Source organism: Clostridium collagenovorans DSM 3089 (assembly GCF_900130005.1).
GTDB lineage: Bacteria > Bacillota > Clostridia > Clostridiales > Clostridiaceae > Clostridium_D > Clostridium_D collagenovorans.
On the sequence record NZ_FQXP01000018.1, the window covers coordinates 1 to 19,606 of the forward strand.

At 30.0% G+C, this 19,606-nt stretch carries 17 protein-coding genes, 2 tRNA genes and 2 rRNA genes; 3 read left to right on the top strand and 18 right to left on the bottom strand.

Annotated features, from left to right (window positions below):
• From BUA48_RS14800 to BUA48_RS14835, 8 genes are all read right to left on the bottom strand, one after another.
• Nucleotides 1-482: GTP-binding protein (locus tag BUA48_RS14800; protein ID WP_143147735.1), on the bottom strand; the 482-nt coding region annotated here is incomplete at its 3' end.
• A gap of 82 nt (nt 483-564) precedes the next feature.
• Nucleotides 565-640, bottom strand: a tRNA-Thr gene (locus BUA48_RS14805).
• Between the two features lie 123 nt (nt 641-763).
• On the bottom strand, nt 764-1,417 hold the full coding sequence (sigH, locus tag BUA48_RS14810) for an RNA polymerase sporulation sigma factor SigH (protein ID WP_072832828.1): 654 nt from the start codon (nt 1,415-1,417) through the stop codon (nt 764-766).
• Between the two features lie 76 nt (nt 1,418-1,493).
• Complete coding sequence (locus tag BUA48_RS14815) at nt 1,494-2,006, bottom strand: NYN domain-containing protein (RefSeq protein WP_072832829.1); 513 nt, start codon at nt 2,004-2,006, stop codon at nt 1,494-1,496.
• A complete protein-coding gene (gene rlmB, locus BUA48_RS14820; RefSeq protein ID WP_423231114.1) occupies nt 2,003-2,779 on the bottom strand; it encodes a 23S rRNA (guanosine(2251)-2'-O)-methyltransferase RlmB in 777 nt (258 codons plus the stop codon). Before rlmB ends, BUA48_RS14815 begins: the two co-directional genes overlap by 4 nt.
• Nucleotides 2,780-2,897: 118 nt before the next feature.
• Nucleotides 2,898-3,644: an FAD-dependent thymidylate synthase gene (thyX, locus tag BUA48_RS14825; RefSeq protein WP_072832830.1), complete on the bottom strand. Its 747-nt coding sequence runs from the start codon at nt 3,642-3,644 to the stop codon at nt 2,898-2,900.
• Nucleotides 3,645-4,061: a Mini-ribonuclease 3 gene (locus BUA48_RS14830; protein ID WP_072832831.1), complete on the bottom strand. Its 417-nt coding sequence runs from the start codon at nt 4,059-4,061 to the stop codon at nt 3,645-3,647. It abuts the gene before it with no gap.
• A gap of 596 nt (nt 4,062-4,657) precedes the next feature.
• Entirely contained in the window at nt 4,658-5,773 is a 1,116-nt protein-coding gene (locus BUA48_RS14835) for a PIN/TRAM domain-containing protein (protein WP_072832832.1), read from the bottom strand.
• 412 nt (nt 5,774-6,185) lie between these two features.
• Here BUA48_RS14835 and BUA48_RS14840 point away from each other — a divergent pair, with 412 nt between their 5' ends.
• Nucleotides 6,186-6,593, top strand: a complete 408-nt coding sequence (locus tag BUA48_RS14840; protein WP_072832833.1) for a nucleoside triphosphate pyrophosphohydrolase family protein — start codon at nt 6,186-6,188, stop codon at nt 6,591-6,593.
• A 228-nt stretch (nt 6,594-6,821) separates the two neighbouring features.
• Here the strand turns inward: BUA48_RS14840 and disA are convergent, their stop codons facing one another.
• The 4 genes from disA to BUA48_RS14860 all read right to left on the bottom strand — a co-directional run bounded on the left by disA (nt 6,822) and on the right by BUA48_RS14860 (nt 12,667).
• Nucleotides 6,822-7,880: a DNA integrity scanning diadenylate cyclase DisA gene (disA, locus tag BUA48_RS14845; protein ID WP_072832834.1), complete on the bottom strand. Its 1,059-nt coding sequence runs from the start codon at nt 7,878-7,880 to the stop codon at nt 6,822-6,824.
• 18 nt (nt 7,881-7,898) lie between these two features.
• On the bottom strand, nt 7,899-9,260 hold the full coding sequence (gene radA / locus BUA48_RS14850) for a DNA repair protein RadA (RefSeq protein WP_072832835.1): 1,362 nt from the start codon (nt 9,258-9,260) through the stop codon (nt 7,899-7,901).
• Nucleotides 9,261-9,621: 361 nt separating this feature from the next.
• Complete coding sequence (locus BUA48_RS14855) at nt 9,622-12,066, bottom strand: ATP-dependent Clp protease ATP-binding subunit (protein WP_072832836.1); 2,445 nt, start codon at nt 12,064-12,066, stop codon at nt 9,622-9,624.
• 379 nt (nt 12,067-12,445) lie between these two features.
• Nucleotides 12,446-12,667, bottom strand: a complete 222-nt coding sequence (locus BUA48_RS14860; RefSeq protein WP_072832837.1) for a hypothetical protein — start codon at nt 12,665-12,667, stop codon at nt 12,446-12,448.
• 680 nt (nt 12,668-13,347) lie between these two features.
• Between BUA48_RS14860 and BUA48_RS14865 the strand changes: the two genes are divergently transcribed.
• Nucleotides 13,348-14,031: a response regulator transcription factor gene (locus BUA48_RS14865; RefSeq protein ID WP_072832838.1), complete on the top strand. Its 684-nt coding sequence runs from the start codon at nt 13,348-13,350 to the stop codon at nt 14,029-14,031.
• Nucleotides 14,032-14,203: 172 nt separating this feature from the next.
• Nucleotides 14,204-15,568: a HAMP domain-containing sensor histidine kinase gene (locus BUA48_RS14870; protein WP_178138996.1), complete on the top strand. Its 1,365-nt coding sequence runs from the start codon at nt 14,204-14,206 to the stop codon at nt 15,566-15,568.
• A 388-nt stretch (nt 15,569-15,956) separates the two neighbouring features.
• On the opposite strand, the gene BUA48_RS15675 is transcribed toward BUA48_RS14870, so the two are convergent.
• The 6 genes from BUA48_RS15675 to BUA48_RS14895 form a co-directional block, all read right to left on the bottom strand.
• Nucleotides 15,957-16,124 (bottom strand): hypothetical protein, encoded by a 168-nt coding sequence (locus BUA48_RS15675; protein WP_178138997.1) that lies wholly within the window; start codon nt 16,122-16,124, stop codon nt 15,957-15,959.
• A complete protein-coding gene (locus BUA48_RS14875) occupies nt 16,087-16,323 on the bottom strand; it encodes a hypothetical protein (RefSeq protein WP_072832840.1) in 237 nt (78 codons plus the stop codon). The genes BUA48_RS15675 and BUA48_RS14875 overlap by 38 nt, the downstream gene beginning before the upstream one ends.
• A 127-nt stretch (nt 16,324-16,450) precedes the next feature.
• Nucleotides 16,451-18,520, bottom strand: a complete 2,070-nt coding sequence (gene fusA, locus BUA48_RS14880) for an elongation factor G (RefSeq protein ID WP_072832841.1) — start codon at nt 18,518-18,520, stop codon at nt 16,451-16,453.
• A 512-nt stretch (nt 18,521-19,032) separates the two neighbouring features.
• A tRNA-Asn gene (locus tag BUA48_RS14885) sits at nt 19,033-19,107 on the bottom strand.
• 5 nt (nt 19,108-19,112) lie between these two features.
• Nucleotides 19,113-19,229: ribosomal RNA gene (rrf, locus tag BUA48_RS14890) — 5S ribosomal RNA — on the bottom strand.
• Between the two features lie 93 nt (nt 19,230-19,322).
• Nucleotides 19,323-19,606, bottom strand: a 23S ribosomal RNA gene (locus BUA48_RS14895); the annotation flags it as partial.

Below are 19,606 nucleotides of genomic sequence, written 5' to 3' on the forward strand. Positions count from 1 at the left end.
TATTCGCTTAATAACTCTCTAACTTCCATTTCTACTAATTCTAATAATTCTGGGTCATCTACCATATCAGCTTTGTTTAAGAATACAACGATGTGTTGAACTCCTACTCTTGATGCTAATAGGATGTGCTCTCTTGTTTGTGGCATTGGACCATCTGCTGCTGATACAACTAAGATCGCTCCATCCATTTGAGCTGCCCCTGTAATCATGTTCTTAACATAGTCTGCGTGTCCTGGACAGTCAACGTGTGCATAGTGTCTGTTGTCTGTTTCGTACTCTACGTGTGCTGTGTTAATTGTGATTCCTCTTTCTCTTTCTTCTGGTGCTTTATCGATATCTGCATAGTTAAATGCTTCTGCAAATCCTTTTTGTGCTAATACCATTGTGATTGCAGCTGTTAATGTTGTTTTACCGTGGTCTACGTGTCCTATTGTTCCAATATTAACGTGTGGTTTATTTCTTTCAAATTTAGCTTTTGACATTATAATAGCCTCCTTAACTTAATACTTATCATTTTATTGATACACTCATCCTGGTGTTCTGTTTTGAAAACAAAAATTATCCTGGAGCCCACAATCGGGATTGAACCGACGACCTCCACCTTACCAAGGTGACGCTCTGCCGACTGAGCTATGTGGGCATAGACTTTTTTTGCTCTAAGCACACCAAGGACAGTAAAATTACTTTATTTTCAGTCTTTCTAAATACTACATGACTAGTTATAAATTTTACTATTCTTTTGTGATTTTGTCAACCAGGTTTTTTATCTTTTAACTAAAGATTTTTCTAATTTTTTTTTCACTCTTTGAAGCGCATTGTCTATTGATTTCACTTGTCTATCTAAGTCACATGCTATTTCTTGATAAGACTTTCCATTCATGTACTCCGACAACACTTTCATCTCTAGCTTTGACAACACATTTTCTATTTCATTTTCTATATTATTAACTTCTTCACTATCTATAAGCAATTCCTCAGGATTTGTTATACTTTTTCCACCTACAACATCTATAAGTGTCTTATCTGACTCCTCATCATATATAGGCCGATTTAAAGAGACATAGGTATTTAGTGGTATATGTTTTTGTCTTGTTGATGTTTTAACCGCAGTAATAATCTGCCTAGTTATACATAAGTCTGCGAAACTTTTGAAAGATGATACTTTATCTCCCTTGTAGTCTCGGATGGCTTTATATAAACCTATCATCCCTTCTTGATAAACGTCTTCCTTGTCTGCACCTATTAAAAAGTACGACTTTGCTTTTCCCTTTATAAAATTATCATATTTCTCAATTAAATATTCAACAGCATCCTTATTACCATTTTTAGCCTGAATTGCTATATCTTCATCTGATACCTTTTCCAATTTAATTTCCAGGTCTTTTCTAAAATCTCCAGAGTTGTGCCCTTTATCCAACTTAACCCCTCCGTCTAAGATAAACTCACAAAATATAACTCGATTATAACTAGGAATTTTTTACAAGTCAATGCTTTTAGGTACTCTTTCGCATTATATCAAGCTTTTCTCTTATTTCATCATTTTCTATATTATCTTCTAGTAAATTTCTTTTCACCGCTAACTCAGGGTTTATCCTATCTCGTATTCTTGAATTAACACTATTTATATCATGATAAAACTCTAAGGATGACTTTCTAGTCGCCCCTCTTTGGAATATTAGTTGTTGCTCTAGGGAATCTGATGTAACTACCATTACTTCTATTTTTCTACCTATCTTATTTACATTCTTTTCTATATAACTATCAGCTGTTTCTCCATACTTAGTAAAAACAACTAGTAAATTACCGTATTTTTCTTTATGTTCAATAGCTCCTTTAACTAAGTGAGCATCAAAAACTAAAATTATCTTATACCCTTTATAGCTAGAGTAGTTTTGGAGAATGTCAATTAAGCTTTGACGTGCTCCTCCAAAACTACCTTCCTTCATGTATTTTAAATCCGGCCAGCTGTTAATTACATTATATCCGTCTATAAAGATGGTCTTCATTTATTCCCTTTTGTTAACCTTTGCTTTAATACCTCATACATCAGGATTCCCCCTGCAACTGAAGCATTAAGAGAAGATATTTCTCCAACCATAGGAATTTTAACTAATCCATCACATTTTTCCTTTGTATGTTTAGCTAAACCTCTTCCTTCACTTCCAATTACTAAAGCTATTTTGCCAGTTAAATCCGTTTCATAGCAAAATCCTTGACCTTCCATATGAGCACCATATACCCATATTCCCTGCTCTTTTATACTATCTATGTAAGTGTTAATATTTGTAACCTTAGCTATCTTCATATGATCAACTGCTCCAGCTGATGATTTGTATACAACTGGTGTTACTCCAACATTTCTTCTTTTAGGTATAACAATACCGTGAGCACCACAAGTTTCAGCTGTTCTAATAATAGCTCCAAAGTTATGAGGATCTTCTATTTCATCTAGTATGATTATAAATGGATCTTCTCCTCTTTCAGCTGCTAATTCCAAAATATCATTTACTTCACAATATTTATATGGTGTTGTCATTGCAATAACACCTTGATGTGAATGACTTTGAGACATAAGATCTAACTTCTTTTTATCAACTTCTTTGATAACTATCTTATTTTCCTTAGCTAACTTTATTACTTCGTTTATTGAACCAGTAGTACTTCCTGAGCTAATAAGTATATATTCTATACTTTTTCCAGTTTTTATAGCTTCTATAACAGCATTTCTACCTTCTACTAAATTTTCATTTACAGGAACTTGCTGTTCTTCTTGCATCATTCCTCTTGCATTCTGTTCTCTATTATTTGCATATCTCTCTCTAGGTGCTGGAGCTGTTTTTCTCGGTCTATCTTGTCTTTTAGAATTCTTGTTATTCTTCATATATCTTCCTCTTATCTTATTTAATTAAATTTAAATATTTTTCCCTTTTCTCTTGAACCTTACCACAAGTCATCTTACCTTCTGGACATGGTCCATTAACACAACTTGGCCCTGCATATTTGAACAATATAGGTGCCACTTCTTTTACTTCTTTTAGCATTTGATCTGCTAGTTCTCTTATTTCCCATTGAGCTCTTTCACAACATCTATGATGGAAAAAATTCATTAAAGTTCTTGCATTCATAGTCGCAATTATTTTTGTCTCACAAGCATTTGGAAATACATATCTTGCATCCTCTATAGCTTTTTTCTGCGCTACCTTCTCATCCATTCCTTCTTCAACATACTTTTCTATAAGTATCTTAACTAAGTCATCATAAGATTTCTGACTTTTTTCCATTGCCTCAACAAATATCTTTTTAGCCTCTTCGTTGTTCTCAATAGCTGGTGGTACGATATACTCAAATTGCTTCAATTGAACATATCTTTGACTTTGTTGAGAGTAGGAAGCTATTCTATGACGTACCAATTGATGAGTTAAGCTTCTTGATACTCCCTCTATACCAAAAGTAAAACTAACATGTTCTATAGGAGACTCATGTCCTAAAGACATAAGCATCTCAAGAAACTTCTGCTGTTTTTCTTCTGTTAACTTTTCTTGTATTGAATCAATTCCAGCTGAGCTATAACATAACTTTGCTGAAGCAGCTATTATGTTTTCTGGATTTGGTGTATGTGCTATTAATTTTACCTTAACTGCCATCTACACTTCCCCCTCCCCTATTATAAACTCAAATATCTCTTTTAATCTTTCCTTTTGTCCACTTATATGTAAATACCCTAAAAGTGTCTCAAATCCTGTTGCCATTCTATACTCTGTAACATTAGCATTTTTAGGAACCGTAGGAGACTTAGCATTTCTTCCTCTTTTAAAAATACCTATCTCTTCTTCACTTATTTTATCCATTAATCTCTTCATATACTCACTTTGAGCATGTGCATTAACATATTTAATCCCTTTAACATGAAGTTTATGGGCATTTAAATTTATATTTTTATTAAGTAAATATGTTCTCACAAAAATTTCATAAGCTGCATCACCTATGTAAGCTAGAACTAAAGGATTTAGCTGTTTAGCCTCATTGCAAGAAAGAGTTAAATTTAGTTCTTCACAATTCATCTAAATTCTCCTTTTTCGTCATTATGTAAATTTTATTATATACCTAATATCAATTCCTCACTTTATTCAAAAGTAACTTTAATACATATTAAAATTAAGCTTTCATAAAAATGTAGAACATCAATTAGAACTTATATATTAAAATAATTATATCATCTTTTTTATTATATATATACATATAGTAATATTTATAACTAAACTTACGTTCTATATACAACATCTATTACTCTTAATACTCTAGATTATATAATACATGTAATTACATAACACAGAATACCTTTATTTTAATTAAGTTGATTGAGTAAATTTAGGTATAAATACATGATAATTTTAAATCTTTGCAAATATATATTAAAATCCGTATTAATACTTCCAGAAATCCATAAAGCTAATTACCAATAAAACCTTAACTTTAAATATAAAACTTTAACCTTGAATAATACACCTTAGTATAAACCTCTAAAGTTTTTAGGATAAATCAAAAGAGGTTATTTATAAGGACCAATGACTTAATCCTATTTCTATAACCTCTTGACATATTACCTTTATTGTTTAATGGTATTAACTTAAATGTTTAACACTTGACCTTTAAAGTGCTAATTAGCATTTTCTAAAACTTCTTTTCTTTTAGCGAAAATCATTCTACCTGCTGAAGTTTGAAGTACTGATGTAACAACTACATCCGCCACTTCTCCAACATGTTTACGTCCACCTTCAACAACTATCATTGTACCATCATCTAAATAAGCTATACCTTGACCAGATTCTTTACCATCCTTAACTATTTGTGTTTTTAATTGCTCACCTGGTAATAAAATAGGTTTAATGGCATTGGCTAATTCATTTATGTTCAATACCTCCACCCCCTGGAAGGTGGCAACTTTATTTAAATTAAAATCATTTGTTATAACCTTCCCGTTAATAACTTGTGCTAATTTTAGAAGTTTACTGTCCACCTCTAAAATATCCTTAAAATTAGCCTCGCTTATTTCAACCGGTATTGTTAATTCAGTTTGTATTTTATTAAGTATATCTAGTCCTCTTCTTCCCTTAGTTCTCTTTAAGTCATCTGAAGAGTCTGCAATATGTCTTAATTCATCTAATACAAATTGAGGTATAATAAGTGTTCCTTCTATAAATCCTGTTTGACACAAATCAAATATTCTTCCATCAATAATAACTGAAGTATCTAAAACCTTTGGAGTTGCTTTTCCTTTCAACTTCTTCTCTTTTGAAGAAGCTGTCCCCTTCTTCACATTAGATACAAATCCAAATATCTCCTCTTTTCTCCTTATAGAAACATCTATACATATTATAGTGACTATTATTGTTACTATTACTGTTGCTATGTTCCATATAGTTGAAGTGCTTCTAAGTTGACTGAAAAATAAGGTTGATATTAATAAACCAATAATTGCTCCAATTGTTCCAACTACCAACTCATTAGTAGGTCGTTTTTGTACCATTTTTTCGATATAATCCATACCTCTAATAATTAAATTAGTTATTAATGGTGCTATAAAATATACTATAAGTGCACAAAGTAAAGTTGATACTGTTATAATTACTAACTTTTTTATATTGTTATCTGAAATATCATTAAAGAAGTTAATACTATTTAATAATCCTGTCTTTATTAAAATCTCCGCTAATACATATCCAATTGTGGCTCCACCAAGAGTTAATAAAGCTCTTAAAATTTTTTTTACCAATTTACATTCACCTCCTTTTAGATTATTAACAAATTTTGCATATAATATGCTTTTATATTAATATATATTAATATAATTTTATTTTCAATAAAACTTAGAATACTTTAATAAAATATTAACCTTAAAGACCTTAGTTTATACATAATTTCATTATTTACCCTCTTTGTTTTAACAAGGTTATACTTATTACATTTAAGTTTTAACTATAATTTACATCTTGTACAATATCATTCCACAAATAGAATCTCTTCTATAATTTAGCCCCCTATGAAAATTTCAAATCCTATATTATCATAAATACATGTTACTCAACTAAACATTCTCAGTCCTGTATCTTCTAGCAAACTATAAATAAATAATACATATTTGTTTTTTATTTTAAGATTGTACGATATATAAAGGAGAAATTATAATGAAGGATATTATTTTTGACCAATTTCAAGATTCTGTATCAGAGTGTCTACTTCGTCACAGAAGTATTTTAGATATTACAACTAAACTTGAGGAGTCTCAAAGTCGTATTAATAGAGCTGTTATAAAATCTGCAACTAACTGTGATTGTATTCAAATTTCAACACATGCAAATTCAAAAAAAGCTTCTGCAAATGACTCTGATGATTTAGGATATCTAAGTAAATGCCTAGACTCTAATATAAAAGGTAAATTGTGTGATAATTGTAGAGAGGTGATTCAACAAGAAATAGGAGATCATTTATTTTATCTTGCCTCCTTATGTAATACATTAGACCTTAATATGTATGATATTCTACTTAATGAACTATCAGAATTGAAAACCTTAGGTAAATTTACCTTAAAATAATAGGCGGAATTATAAAAAACATACCAATTTAATAAATCCATAAAAAAGTATCATGATTAGTCATGATACTTTTTTATTAAATTTTTTCAACTTATTCAGGGTTTCTTTTATTAAAATATTTTATCTTTACAAGTTTATTGTTATCATTATTCACCTTGAAAAATTCTTATTTTTTAATAAACACCCTGCTTTAATCTTAAATTATTCCTGTATATACATTACTCACTTCTATCTGTCTAATATAAATTGTTCCTTTAAACGTCTTAATCCACTTTTAATAGCTTTAGCCCTAGCTTCACCTATACCTTCTACATTATCTAATTCATCACAAGAAGCTTCAGTCATTGCCTTTAATTCTCCAAAATGATGAACTAAGTTTTCTATTACTGAAGAAGGTATTCTTGGTAATTTATCTAACATTCTATAGCCTCTTGGTGAAATCAAGGTATCAACAAGAGGAGCATTAGGATATCCAAGAATTTTTGAAATATTATCAAGCTCTAAGATCTCTTTGCTATCCATGTTTTGTAGCTGATTATATATATCTTCGTAACTTAAGTCTGATTTACAATAATCCCTTATTAAAAATACTCCCTCTTGCTCTATATTTTTAACAAGTTCATCTAATTGCATACTTACTAATCTACCTTCATTTCCAGCTTCACATAAATACAAATCTATTTCATCCACAATCTTCATTACCATTTCCATTCTTTGAATTCCTGTAACAACATCAAATAAGGTAACTAAATCTTGAAACTCTAGTAAATTTAAAGTTCTCATTACTCTTTCAGAAACTGATACATACTTTTCAAGAGTTTGTATTGCTTGATTTGCCTTTGCCAAAACTACACTAGTATCTCTTAGAACATATTTCACATCACTTTTATAAACAGTTATCATATTTCTTCTTTGTGAAATTGCTATAACAACAGAATCAGTTTGCTTTGCTACTCTTTGAGCTGTTCTATGTCTTGTTCCTGTTTCAAAAGTCGCTATAGATTGTTCAGGCATAAGTTGAGTATTTGCATATAAGATTCTTTTCAAATCACTTGTAATTACAATTGCTCCATCCATCTTAGCAAGTTCATATACATAAGCTGGTGAATATTCAGCATTTATATTAAAGCCTCCATCTACTAAGCTCAAAGCTTTATCAGCTTTAGAAATAAGTATTAATCCCCCAGTTTTAGCTTTTAAAATATTTTCAAGCCCCTCCCTTAAAGGAGTTCCTGGCGCCATCATTGTAAGTATATCTTTTATACTATCGTTCTTTTTTATTCTCACTCTAATCACCCTACCATTTTAAAACACTTTAGAAAAACATTCTTTTAAAGATGATATTCCAACTATGTTACTTCCCTTCATATCCATTTTATCCTTATTCTTTAAAGGCACTATAAAGTTCTTAAACCCTAATTTACTACCTTCATTAACTATCTTTTCACAAAATGATACAGGTCTTATTTCTCCTGTAAGTCCAACCTCTCCAACAACTAATGTCTTTTCTAACTTTATAGGCTCTCCTTTAATACTAGAAATAAGTGCCAAGGCCATTCCAAGGTCACCATATGTCCCATCTAAATTCAAACCACCTACAACATTAACATAGACATCACAGTTATAAAAGGGGATTTTTAATTTTTTCTCTAATACTGCTAAAATAAGATTTAATCTAGCAACATCAACACCTACTGCTGTTCTTCTTGGCATTATAGCCTTGGTTTCACTAACTAAAGCTTGTATTTCAACTAATACCGGTCTACTTCCTTCTACAATTCCAATAACAGACGACCCTTCTTGTGTAAAGTTTGTTTCTTCTAAAAACATACTAGATGGATTTAAAACTTCTTTTAATCCAATCCCTCTCATCTCAAAAACTCCAATTTCACTTGTTGTTCCAAAACGATTCTTTATAGTTCTTAATATTCTAAACTCCTGTGTTCTTTCACCCTCAAAATGTAGTACAGTATCTACCATATGCTCAAGTACTCTTGGTCCCGCTAATTCACCTTGCTTAGTAACATGCGCAACTATAAAAAATGGTATCCCTCTAGTCTTTCCAATTCGCATAATTTCATTAGAACATTCTCTTACTTGAGATACACTTCCCGGTGCTGATGATATGTTTCCTTTAAATAAAGTTTGTATAGAGTCTACTATTACAAAAATAGGCTGTATATCATTTACATGAGCTTCTATTAAGTCAATATTAGTCTCTGCTACTATGTATAAATTACTATGAGATATTTCCAATCTATCTGCTCTCATTTTTATCTGTTCTTCAGACTCTTCTCCAGAAACATATAATACCTTACCATACTTATTAGCAATAGCTCCTGCTGCTTGTAATAGTAAAGTTGATTTTCCTATACCAGGGTCACCAGATATAAGAGTTAATGATCCCTTTACTAGTCCTCCACCAAGTACTCTATTTAATTCAGCTATATTAGTATCATATCTTTCATATGCACTAGACTTTATCTCCGTAATACTTTGAGGCTTATTTCCATTAGTAATGGTAACAGCCCTTTGTGGCTGAGTATTTACCATCTTTTGTTCTTCAACCATAGTGTTCCAATTTCCACACCCTGGACATTTTCCCATCCATTTAGGTGATTCATTTCCACAATTCTGGCACACAAAAATGCTCTTTGATTTAGCCATAATCCGTATCTCCTATATTTTTATTACTTACATATTTAAAATATTCTTTAATACTAAAATATAATATCTTATACTGCAAATATACTGAGCAGCTAAATTTAAATTCATATGTAAATTATAATCAACTTTCTATTAAATGTATATTGTTCTATTAAATATGTATTATTGTTAACTATACTAGTATAATACTAAATTATTGCAAATTATATAGTTTTATTTAACTTAAGTCATTTATCCTTCTTAATAAAAAACTGCCCTCAATAAAATTCTTATAATATTACTTTAAGTATTACCAAAAATACTCATACTATAAATAATTTTATTTTAAAGACAGTTTTCTTAATTTCTATATTCTATTAATTTATGAACACTTAAAGGTTATTTTATCATCACTTATTCCAACATCTATATTTTTATCCGTATGAATATTTCCCTTTAAAATTTCTTCAGATAAATTATCTTCTAACTCCTTAATTATAACTCTTCTTAAGGATCTAGCACCATAAGTAGGACTATACCCTTTTTTACTTAAATAATTTATTACTTCTAAGGATACATTAATATTAATATTATTGCTTCTTAATCGTTTTTCCAAAGAAGCTATCATAATCTTAGCTATTTGCTGTATGTTCTCTTCATTTAATTTATGGAATACCACTATATCATCAATTCTATTAATAAACTCTGGCTTAAAGTTCTTTTTAAGCTCCTCTAGCATATTCATCTTCATCTTTTCATATTCATTGTTTTCACTATCATTTTGAGCTGCAAATCCCATATAAGATGATTTCTTTAATCTTTCAGCTCCAACATTAGAGGTCATTATTATTATTGTATTTTTAAAATTAACTACTCTACCCTTTGCATCAGTTACTCTACCATCCTCTAGTATTTGAAGTAAAACATTAAAAACCTCTGGATGAGCTTTTTCTATCTCATCAAACAATACTACTGAATAAGGTTTACGTCTCACCTTTTCAGTTAACTGCCCACCATCTTCAAAGCCTACATACCCTGGTGGCGCACCTATAAGTTTCGATACAGAGTACTTTTCCATATACTCAGACATATCAATCCTTATTATACTATCCTCATCTCCAAAGATAGCATCTGCTAAAGCTTTACTAAGCTCTGTTTTTCCTACGCCTGTTGGTCCTAAAAATATAAATGAACCAATAGGTCTTTTAGGATCCTTAAGCCCTAATCTCGCTCTTCTAATAGCCTTTGTAATAGAAAGTACAGCATCATTTTGCCCTATTACTCTTTTATGCAATATACTATCAAGCTCTAATAACCTTTTACTTTCTTCTTCAGTAATTCTATCTACTGGTATATTAGTCCACCTAGATACAATATTAGCAACATCAGATTCCGTAACTACAATCTCATTACCATACCATCTATTTTTTAAATCTAACCTAATACTTTCAACTTGACTTTTTACCTCTATTTCCTTATCTCTAAAGCTAGCAGCCTTTTCATAATCCTGAAGTGCCACAGCCTCTTCCTTTTCCTTACTTATCTTATCAACTTCACTTTCAAGAACTCTTAATTTTGGAGAAGATGATAATCCATTTATCCTTACCTTAGCACCAGCTTCGTCTATTAAATCTATAGCTTTATCTGGTAAAAATCTATCTGTTATATACCTTTGAGATAAATTAACAGCAGCTCTTAATGCCTCATCTGTTATTTTTGCTCTATGATGCTCCTCATACTTTTCCCTTAATCCAAAAAGTATTTGAAGTGCTTCATCTTTACTAGGCTCTTCCACCATAACAGATTGAAACCTTCTCTCAAGAGCAGCATCCTTCTCTATATGCTTTCTATACTCATCTATTGTAGTTGCACCAATGCACTGTAGCAATCCTCTTGCTAAAGCAGGTTTTAATATGTTAGAAGCATCTATAGCTCCTTCCGCTGCACCAGCCCCTACTAATGTATGGATCTCATCAATAAATAAAATTACATCACCACATTCATTAACCTCATCAATGATTTTCTTTAACCTTTCTTCAAACTCTCCTCTATACTTAGTTCCTGCAATTACACATGGTAAATCTAGAGTAACTACCCTCTTATCCCTTAACATGTAAGGTACATCACCTGTAAATATTTTTTCTGCAAGGCCTTCTATTATAGCAGTTTTACCAACACCTGGTTCTCCAATTAAACAAGGATTGTTTTTTATTCTTCTACACAGTATTTCTAATACCCTCTGCATTTCCGAATCCCTACCTATTACAGGATCTAGCTTACCACTCTTAGCAAGTTCCGTAAGATCCTTGCTATATTTATCTAGTATAGGAGTCTTTTTATACTTTGTCTTAGAATTATTATTACTACTAGTGTAGCTATTATTGCTATAGCCCTGTAATTGATCCTTGATAGATTGCTTTAATTTATCAAAATTCATATTTAAATTTTTTAAAATAGTATATGCTACCCCTTCACCTTCTTTAATTATAGCAAGTAACATATGCTCTGGAGAAATATAATTGTGTTGGAATTCCATAGCTTCTGATAAACTTACGTCAAATAATTTTTTAACCCTTGGTGTTAATGGAATATCCTCAGATGGTAATTCAAGTTCTCCATACCCTTCAAAACTAATAATTAATTCTTGAACTTTTTCTGCTGTAACATTCATAGAAGTTAGTATATTAAAGGCTATGCCTTCCTTTTCTCTTAAAATAGCTAATAAAATATGTTCTGTTCCTATATATCCATGCTTAAATTCAACTGCAACATCCTTAGCGCTTAAAACTAAGCCTTTTCCACGCTCAGTAAATCTATTAAACATCATACTCGTAACCCCTTCCAGAAAACTATATTATTTCCTAATTATATTATTATCTAAAATTATATCCATATTTAGTCATCTTAAACTGAAAGTTGAAATTTATTATATATATTTTTCAATGATGTCTCTTCGTCATACTTACTCTCAATTATTATTAAATATGCTTAGTTATAAGTTGAGAATTAAATATCTTTTTCTAAAATATTACTTTTATAAAATGTACCTTAGCTAATTAATTAAAAGCTCCATCCAAATCCATCTCAAATATAAGTACTCATAATATACTTCTTCAATAAAGTCCCTTTATCACCTCGAAAAATATAAAAGGTATATCCCCTAAAAGAGATATACCTTTTATATTTAAAATAAAAATTTTAAATTACTAGCTAAATAATTGTTGATTAATATATTTTCTGTCCTTATATAATAAAGATAGAGCTTGTTCATACTCTAAAAAATTAATTACTATGCATTTAGGCATATCGTATCTAATGCTAACAGTCTCATCCTTTAATGCTACGTCAACTTCACCTGAATCCTTAGCATATGTAAAAGATTTAACCTCCTGAATTAATTCTTCTAAATGACTTTTGCTTTTTATCATATTCTTTCCCCCAAACTAGTTTTTTCTGCACTAACATCTTACTATATAACTATAATAAAGACCTTGTATTTTATATCTTAATAGTTATATTCTATAGGAATTGAATATTTCCTTTTTTTTACATATTGTTTTATGATTTTTATTTTTGCTGCTTTCATTAATTGTGCATTATATAGTTTAGCACAAATTAATACTTCTTTCACCACTTTTGTGAATTATAAGGACAAAGTTGCACCATAGTAAATGTAACTTTTAACTATAAATTACAATCTTTAGCTCATTACTTTCCATTTATCCAAATTATAACATACAATTCAAATAAATCCAAATACTTTTTAACAAAAATTTCCTAACAATTATATCTTCTCATACTTAAAAAGATACATTTATAAGAAACCTACTAGATAATTATATCTTTTATTAAACTAATCATAAAAATATATGTAATTTAAAAATATAACTAAATTATGGCTTTAGCAATTCAACATTTCCCTATTAAAATTCATAAATATTATGTCAGTATAATAGGGCAACATTTGTATTATATCATAAAATTCGCTTAAATCTTTGTTAATATGATAATTTCATCATTATATTCTCTTGAGTATGAAAATATTAAGTATTACAATAAGAATATCATTTACAAAGGAGGTAGGAATTTAACTTCCGAAACATAATATATGAATAAGACGATTTTAATTGTAGAAGATGAAATGAGAATGCGTAAACTACTTAAAGACTACCTTAAACGTGAAGGTTTTAAGGTTCTAGAAGCTGAGGATGGAGACGAAGGTCTTCATGTTTTTAAAACAAATAAAGTTCATCTACTTATACTTGATGTAATGATGCCTAAATTAGATGGTTTTGAAGTTTGTAAAGAAGTTCGTAATTGCTCTGATGTACCTATTATTATGTTAACAGCAAAATCTGAAGATGAAGATAAGTTAATAGGATTTGATTTAGGTGCTGATGACTATGTTACTAAACCTTTTAGTCCTAAGGTATTAGTGGCAAGAGTAAAAACCCTTATAAAAAGGGTTGATGGAACCTTAGGTAACACCTCAAACACTATTATATTAAATGGACTAACTGTTAATTTTACTTCTAAGGAAGTTCTAATTGATGATTCCCAAGTTATACTATCCCCAAAGGAGTTCGATTTATTAGAATTTCTAATTAAAAATAAAGGAATAGTCTTATCTAGAGATACTTTGCTAGATAATGTATGGGGCTTTGATTATTTCGGTGACTTACGAACTGTAGACACACATATAAAGAGATTAAGAGAAAAGTTACAAAATAAAGCTGATTTTATTACCACAGTAAGAGGTAGTGGATATAAATTCGAGGTTAAAAATGACTAAAGCAAGCCTTGAAAAAATTAAAGATATTTTTAAAAGTAAAGGTATTACATTTAAACTTTTCTGTATAACCTTAACTTTGCTCATTTTTATGCTTAGTATTTCTTTAGTAGTTCAAAATTTATTCTTTGAAACCTTTTATTATAAACAAAAAGAAAAAAATCTTATTAAGAGTGTGGAAAAATTTAAAACAAACTATTATAGAAATATAAGAAGCAACATAGACTTCTTCACCTATGCATACAACTTTGAGGAAGAAAACAACTCTAAAATAGCATTACTAAATAAAAATGGAGTGAAAAAATATCTTAGATCAACAAATACTAATGGTGAAGATAGTAATGATATTATTAACTTAGCTATAGCAAACTGGTTAAACTATCAAACTAGTTATTTTGAGGTAATAAAAGACCATAAAACAGTAAGTTTTGATTTTATAAATCCTATATCTAATAGTAAAAACTTAGTTGTAGTATCACCAATTGTTATAAATTCAGATGTTGAAGACATACTATTTGTAGTTTCAACACTTCAACCTCTTGATGAAGCAGTATATGTAACTAAAAGATTTTACATGTATATATTTATAGGTATAGTAATAATAACAACTTTGTTATCTTTAATTTATGCTAAGATGATTTCAAAACCGCTTATAAAATTAAATAAAACTGCTGATAAGATGGCTTCATTAGACTTCTCAACAGAATGTGAAGTTAGCAATTATGATGAAATAGGTAACTTAGCTATGTCCCTAAACTTTTTATCTAAAAAGCTAAATATAACCCTTACTGAACTTAAGGCTGCCAACAAAAAGTTAACTGCGGATATAGAAAAAGAACGAAAGCTTGAAAAAATGCGTAAAGACTTTATAGCTGGAGTATCCCACGAACTTAAAACTCCTATAAGCCTTATACAAGGATATGCTGAGGGTATTAAAGACGGTATAGTGGACGCTGAAGATCTGGAGTATTATTTAGATGTAATATTAGATGAATCTGATAAAATGAACAAATTAGTTATAGATATGCTAGATTTATCTGCTTTAGAATCAGGTAATTTTCAACTAAAACCAACTATATTCCAATTGCATGGATTAATAGAAACTATATATAAGAAGTATGTTCTCAACTATAATACTAAAGAAATAAATTACATCTTTGACCAAAAGTTATGTGAACTTTCAACGGAGGGTGATCCATTAAGATTAGAAGAAGTATTAACTAACCTTCTAGACAATGCTATTAAGTATTCTCCACCTGAAGGTAAAATAAATATTTACTTAAAATCAATTAATAATAAATTTAATATATCCATCGAAAATGAAGGTTTACCTATAGATGAGGAAGACTTAAAGTTAATTTGGGAAAAATTTTATAGAGTTGATAAGTCTAGAAATAAAAAATCTGGTGGAACAGGCTTAGGTCTATCTATAGTTAAAAACATTCTAGATTTACATGGAAGTAACTATGAAATTAAAAACACTGATATTGGTGTTATGGTTACCTTCACCTTAGATATAATTGAAAGTGACTATTTATAGACTTTAATTAACTTTAATTAACTTTAATTAAGAGTTAAAATATAAACTTTAATTACTATTTGCTAAAGTTAACTATATATAAGTTTTAACTAATAGTGTTCGAAAGTGACTATATATAACTTTTAATTAAGATTGCTCGAAAGTGGATATATAAATCCTATTTAAGATTACAGATTTATTTTTACTATGCTCTACGCTGATATCCATCTAATCTAATAAAGATTATTTATTATAAAATATATAATTAAAGAGGTATGTTCTGCAAGAATATATAGTGCGCCATTTGTGTCTACATATTCTTATATTACATACCTCTTTTAAAATTCATAAAATAAAAATTACTTTTTCTAAAATATCTTCAATACATTTATACTTACTTGTTTATACTCTAAGATTCCTCATAAGACTCTATAATATCATAACTATCTAAAGTTTTTATTTCCTCAGTGTTATCTTCATTACATTTTGAAAACTTCCTACTACTTATCTCGTTATATTTCATATTTACATAATCTATTTTAATTTTTTTTGAATGCTTCGATGAATAGTTTTCCATCTTGACATCCTCCTGCTGATTTTATTTCAAAGTTATCTCTATTTAGAATTTCACAAATCATCTCCATTTCCTCAGGACTTTTATCCTGAAGTGAAATAGTTATTTTATCTCTATTCCCAACTATTCTCATATAATCCTCAATGATGCTATAATCGGATAAAGTTATATTACCTTGTATGTCTAAAGAATAATCTGACAAATAATTTTCCCCCCTTAATTCTAAGTTATTAATTATTTTTTCATATGCTTAGTATTTATCCTTAATGATAAATTATACATAAAATTTATATAAATTTTATATCTATAAAGCTTTTTTGGTATTATTGTTATTTTTCACTTGATAACTCCACAATTTTTCCAGCTAATTCACTTGAAACTTCCTCATATCTCGCAAAATCCATAGTAAACTTGCCTCTACCACCAGTCATGGCTCTCAAATCCATAACATACTCAAACATCTCACTTTGTGGAACCTCAGCTACAACCTTTTGTCCATTTTTAACAGGCTCTATTCCTATAATTCTTCCTCGCTTCCTATTTATATCTGAAATTATATCTCCAGTAAAATTATCAGGCAAAGTTACTTCAATAGACATGATAGGCTCTAATAATATAGGTCCTGCTTCCTTTAAGCCTTTCTTAAAAGCCATAGAAGCTGCAATTTTAAATGCCATTTCTGAAGAATCAACTGCATGATATGATCCATCATGTAAAGTAGCTTTTAACTTAATTACAGGATAACCCGCAACAACACCATGCTCTATACACTCTTTTAATCCCTTTTCTACTGCTGGTATATACTGTCTAGGTACAACACCACCTACAACCTTATCAACAAATTCTAAGGAATCAATACCATCATTCCTTTGCTCAAATTTGATTTTAACATCCCCATATTGTCCATGCCCACCTGATTGCTTCTTATGCTTACCCTGAACATCAGCAAACTTTTTAATAGTCTCTCTATAAGGTATCTTAGGAGTTCTTAGTTCTATATCTACTCCAAATTTATTTTTAAGCTTATTACCTAATATCTCTAAATGAATTGCACCCATTCCATATACGATACACTCTGAATTCTCAGTATCCCTTTTAACTCTAAAGGTTAAATCTTCATCTAATAATTTATTTAATCCATTAGATATCTTATCCTCATCCCCCTTAGATTTAGGTATAACAGCTTTAGCATACATAGGTATAGGATACCCCTTAGTCTTAAACTCTAATACACTACTCCTATCACACAATGTGTCACCAGTGCTTGTAATTTGTAGTTTTGAAACTGCACCAATATCTCCACATTCTATAGATTTAGTTGGAATCTGATCCTTTCCCTTTAAGAAGTATAATGTACCTAGACGTTCTTCTTTTTCCTTATTGGAATTATATACTATTGAGTCCGCCTTAGCAGTCCCCCTTATAACTCTAAAGATAGACATCTTACCTATAAAAGGATCTGCAATAGTCTTAAATACCAAGGCCGCAAATGGCTTATCCTTGTCAATCTTCACCTCTTCTAATTCACCATCTTTATTTAGTGATTCATAAGAAGAGTTATCTATAGGAGAAGGGAAGCAATATAGCATACTATCCAAAAGAGATTCTATACTAAACTCCTTAAAAGAAGAACCACACATAACAGGAGTTATATCCCCCTTAGATACCGCCTTACACATACCTTTATATAATTGTTCATCTGATAAAGTAGATTCTTCAAGATAAGCCTCTAATAATTCCTCATCAGTCTCTGCTACAGCCTCAATTACTAAAGACTTATATTCTTCAATCTTATCTTTATATTCATTAGAAATGTCTACTTCAACCACCTTATTACTCTTTTCATCTAAAATTAAAGCCTTACCTGTAATTATATTTATAACACCTCTAAATGTAGCTTCTGAACCCATAGGATAATGAATAGGTACTACACTATTCCCAAAAGAGTCTTGAAGTTGCTTTAAAGTTTTATCAAAATCACTATTCTCTCTGTCTAACTTATTTATAAAAAATCCTCTTGGTATATTCTCTTCATTAACATATGTCCAAGACTTTTCAGTTCCTACCTCAACACCAGAAACAGAGCATACAACTATTAAAGCTAAGTCAACAGCCTGCAAGCCTTGTATCATTTCCCCTAGGAAATCAAAATACCCAGGTATATCAACTAAATTAATCTTATTATTTTTGTACTTACACAATGCAACTGACGCCGATATAGATATCTTTCTCCTTTTCTCTTCCAAATCATAATCACTTAATGTAGTTCCATCTTCAATCTTTCCAAATCTATCTATAGCTTTAGTTTTATACAAAATAGATTCTGTTAAAGTAGTTTTGCCACAATCACCATGTCCTATTATACCTATATTTCTTAGATTAATTTCTTGAGAATTCATGATATTGCCCCCCTATATAATATTAAAAGCATAAGTCTTTATACTAACTAATATCAGAACTGTACCATATTAAGAATTTATTTTTAATCATACTTCAAAGTCTCATTTAGTTTTTTCTTATATTATATATACTTTTAAATGAATATTTATAGAACTTAAAGTATCACTCGACTTAAAAGTTTATTTCTATATTCTACAACTTACCTATAACTCATGTAACTTTATTCGTAGCTTTATTTCTATTTTCATGTGTTCTATAAATGAAAATATATAAGGTATTAATCTATAATTTAAGTTTTTATATTATAGTACTATATAATTTTATATAAAATGAAGAATTTACACATATCTAAAATGAAATAAAAATAATTTCATTTATAATATTTTTAGAAAAGAATTTTAAGAAACTTAAGAAAGAACTTTACGACAAGGCTTAAAATAGGATTTTTACAAAAAATAAAAATAGACTAGAATTTTCTAGTCTATTATATATAAATTGTATTATATCCAAATGGCTCCGCGAAAAGGATTCGAACCTTCAACCTATCGGTTAACAGCCGAGTGCTCCACCGTTGAGCTATCGCGGAATATTACCTGGCGATGTCTTACTCTCCCACAGGGCTTCCCCTGCAGTACCATCAGCGCTATAAAGCTTAACCTGCCTGTTCGGAATGGGAAGGGGTGTTACCTTTACGCTATTGTCACCAGATCATTTATTACACTGATATTATAACTCTTTTTAGAGCTAATGTCAACATATTTTTGAGATGTTCTCTCAAAATTGCATAATGTTAAGAGTTTTTTGGTCAAGTCCTCGACCTATTAGTATCGGTCAGCTGAATATGTTACCATACTTACACCTCCGACCTATCAACCTTGTGTTCTTCAAGGGGTCTTACTGATATACATGGGAAATCTAATCTTGAGGTAGGCTTCACGCTTAGATGCTTTCAGCGTTTATCCCTTCCCGACATAGCTACCCAGCTGTGCTCCTGGCGGAACAACTGGTGCACCAGAGGTCAGTCCATCCCGGTCCTCTCGTACTAAGGACAGCTCCTCTCAAATTTCCTACGCCCGCGGCGGATA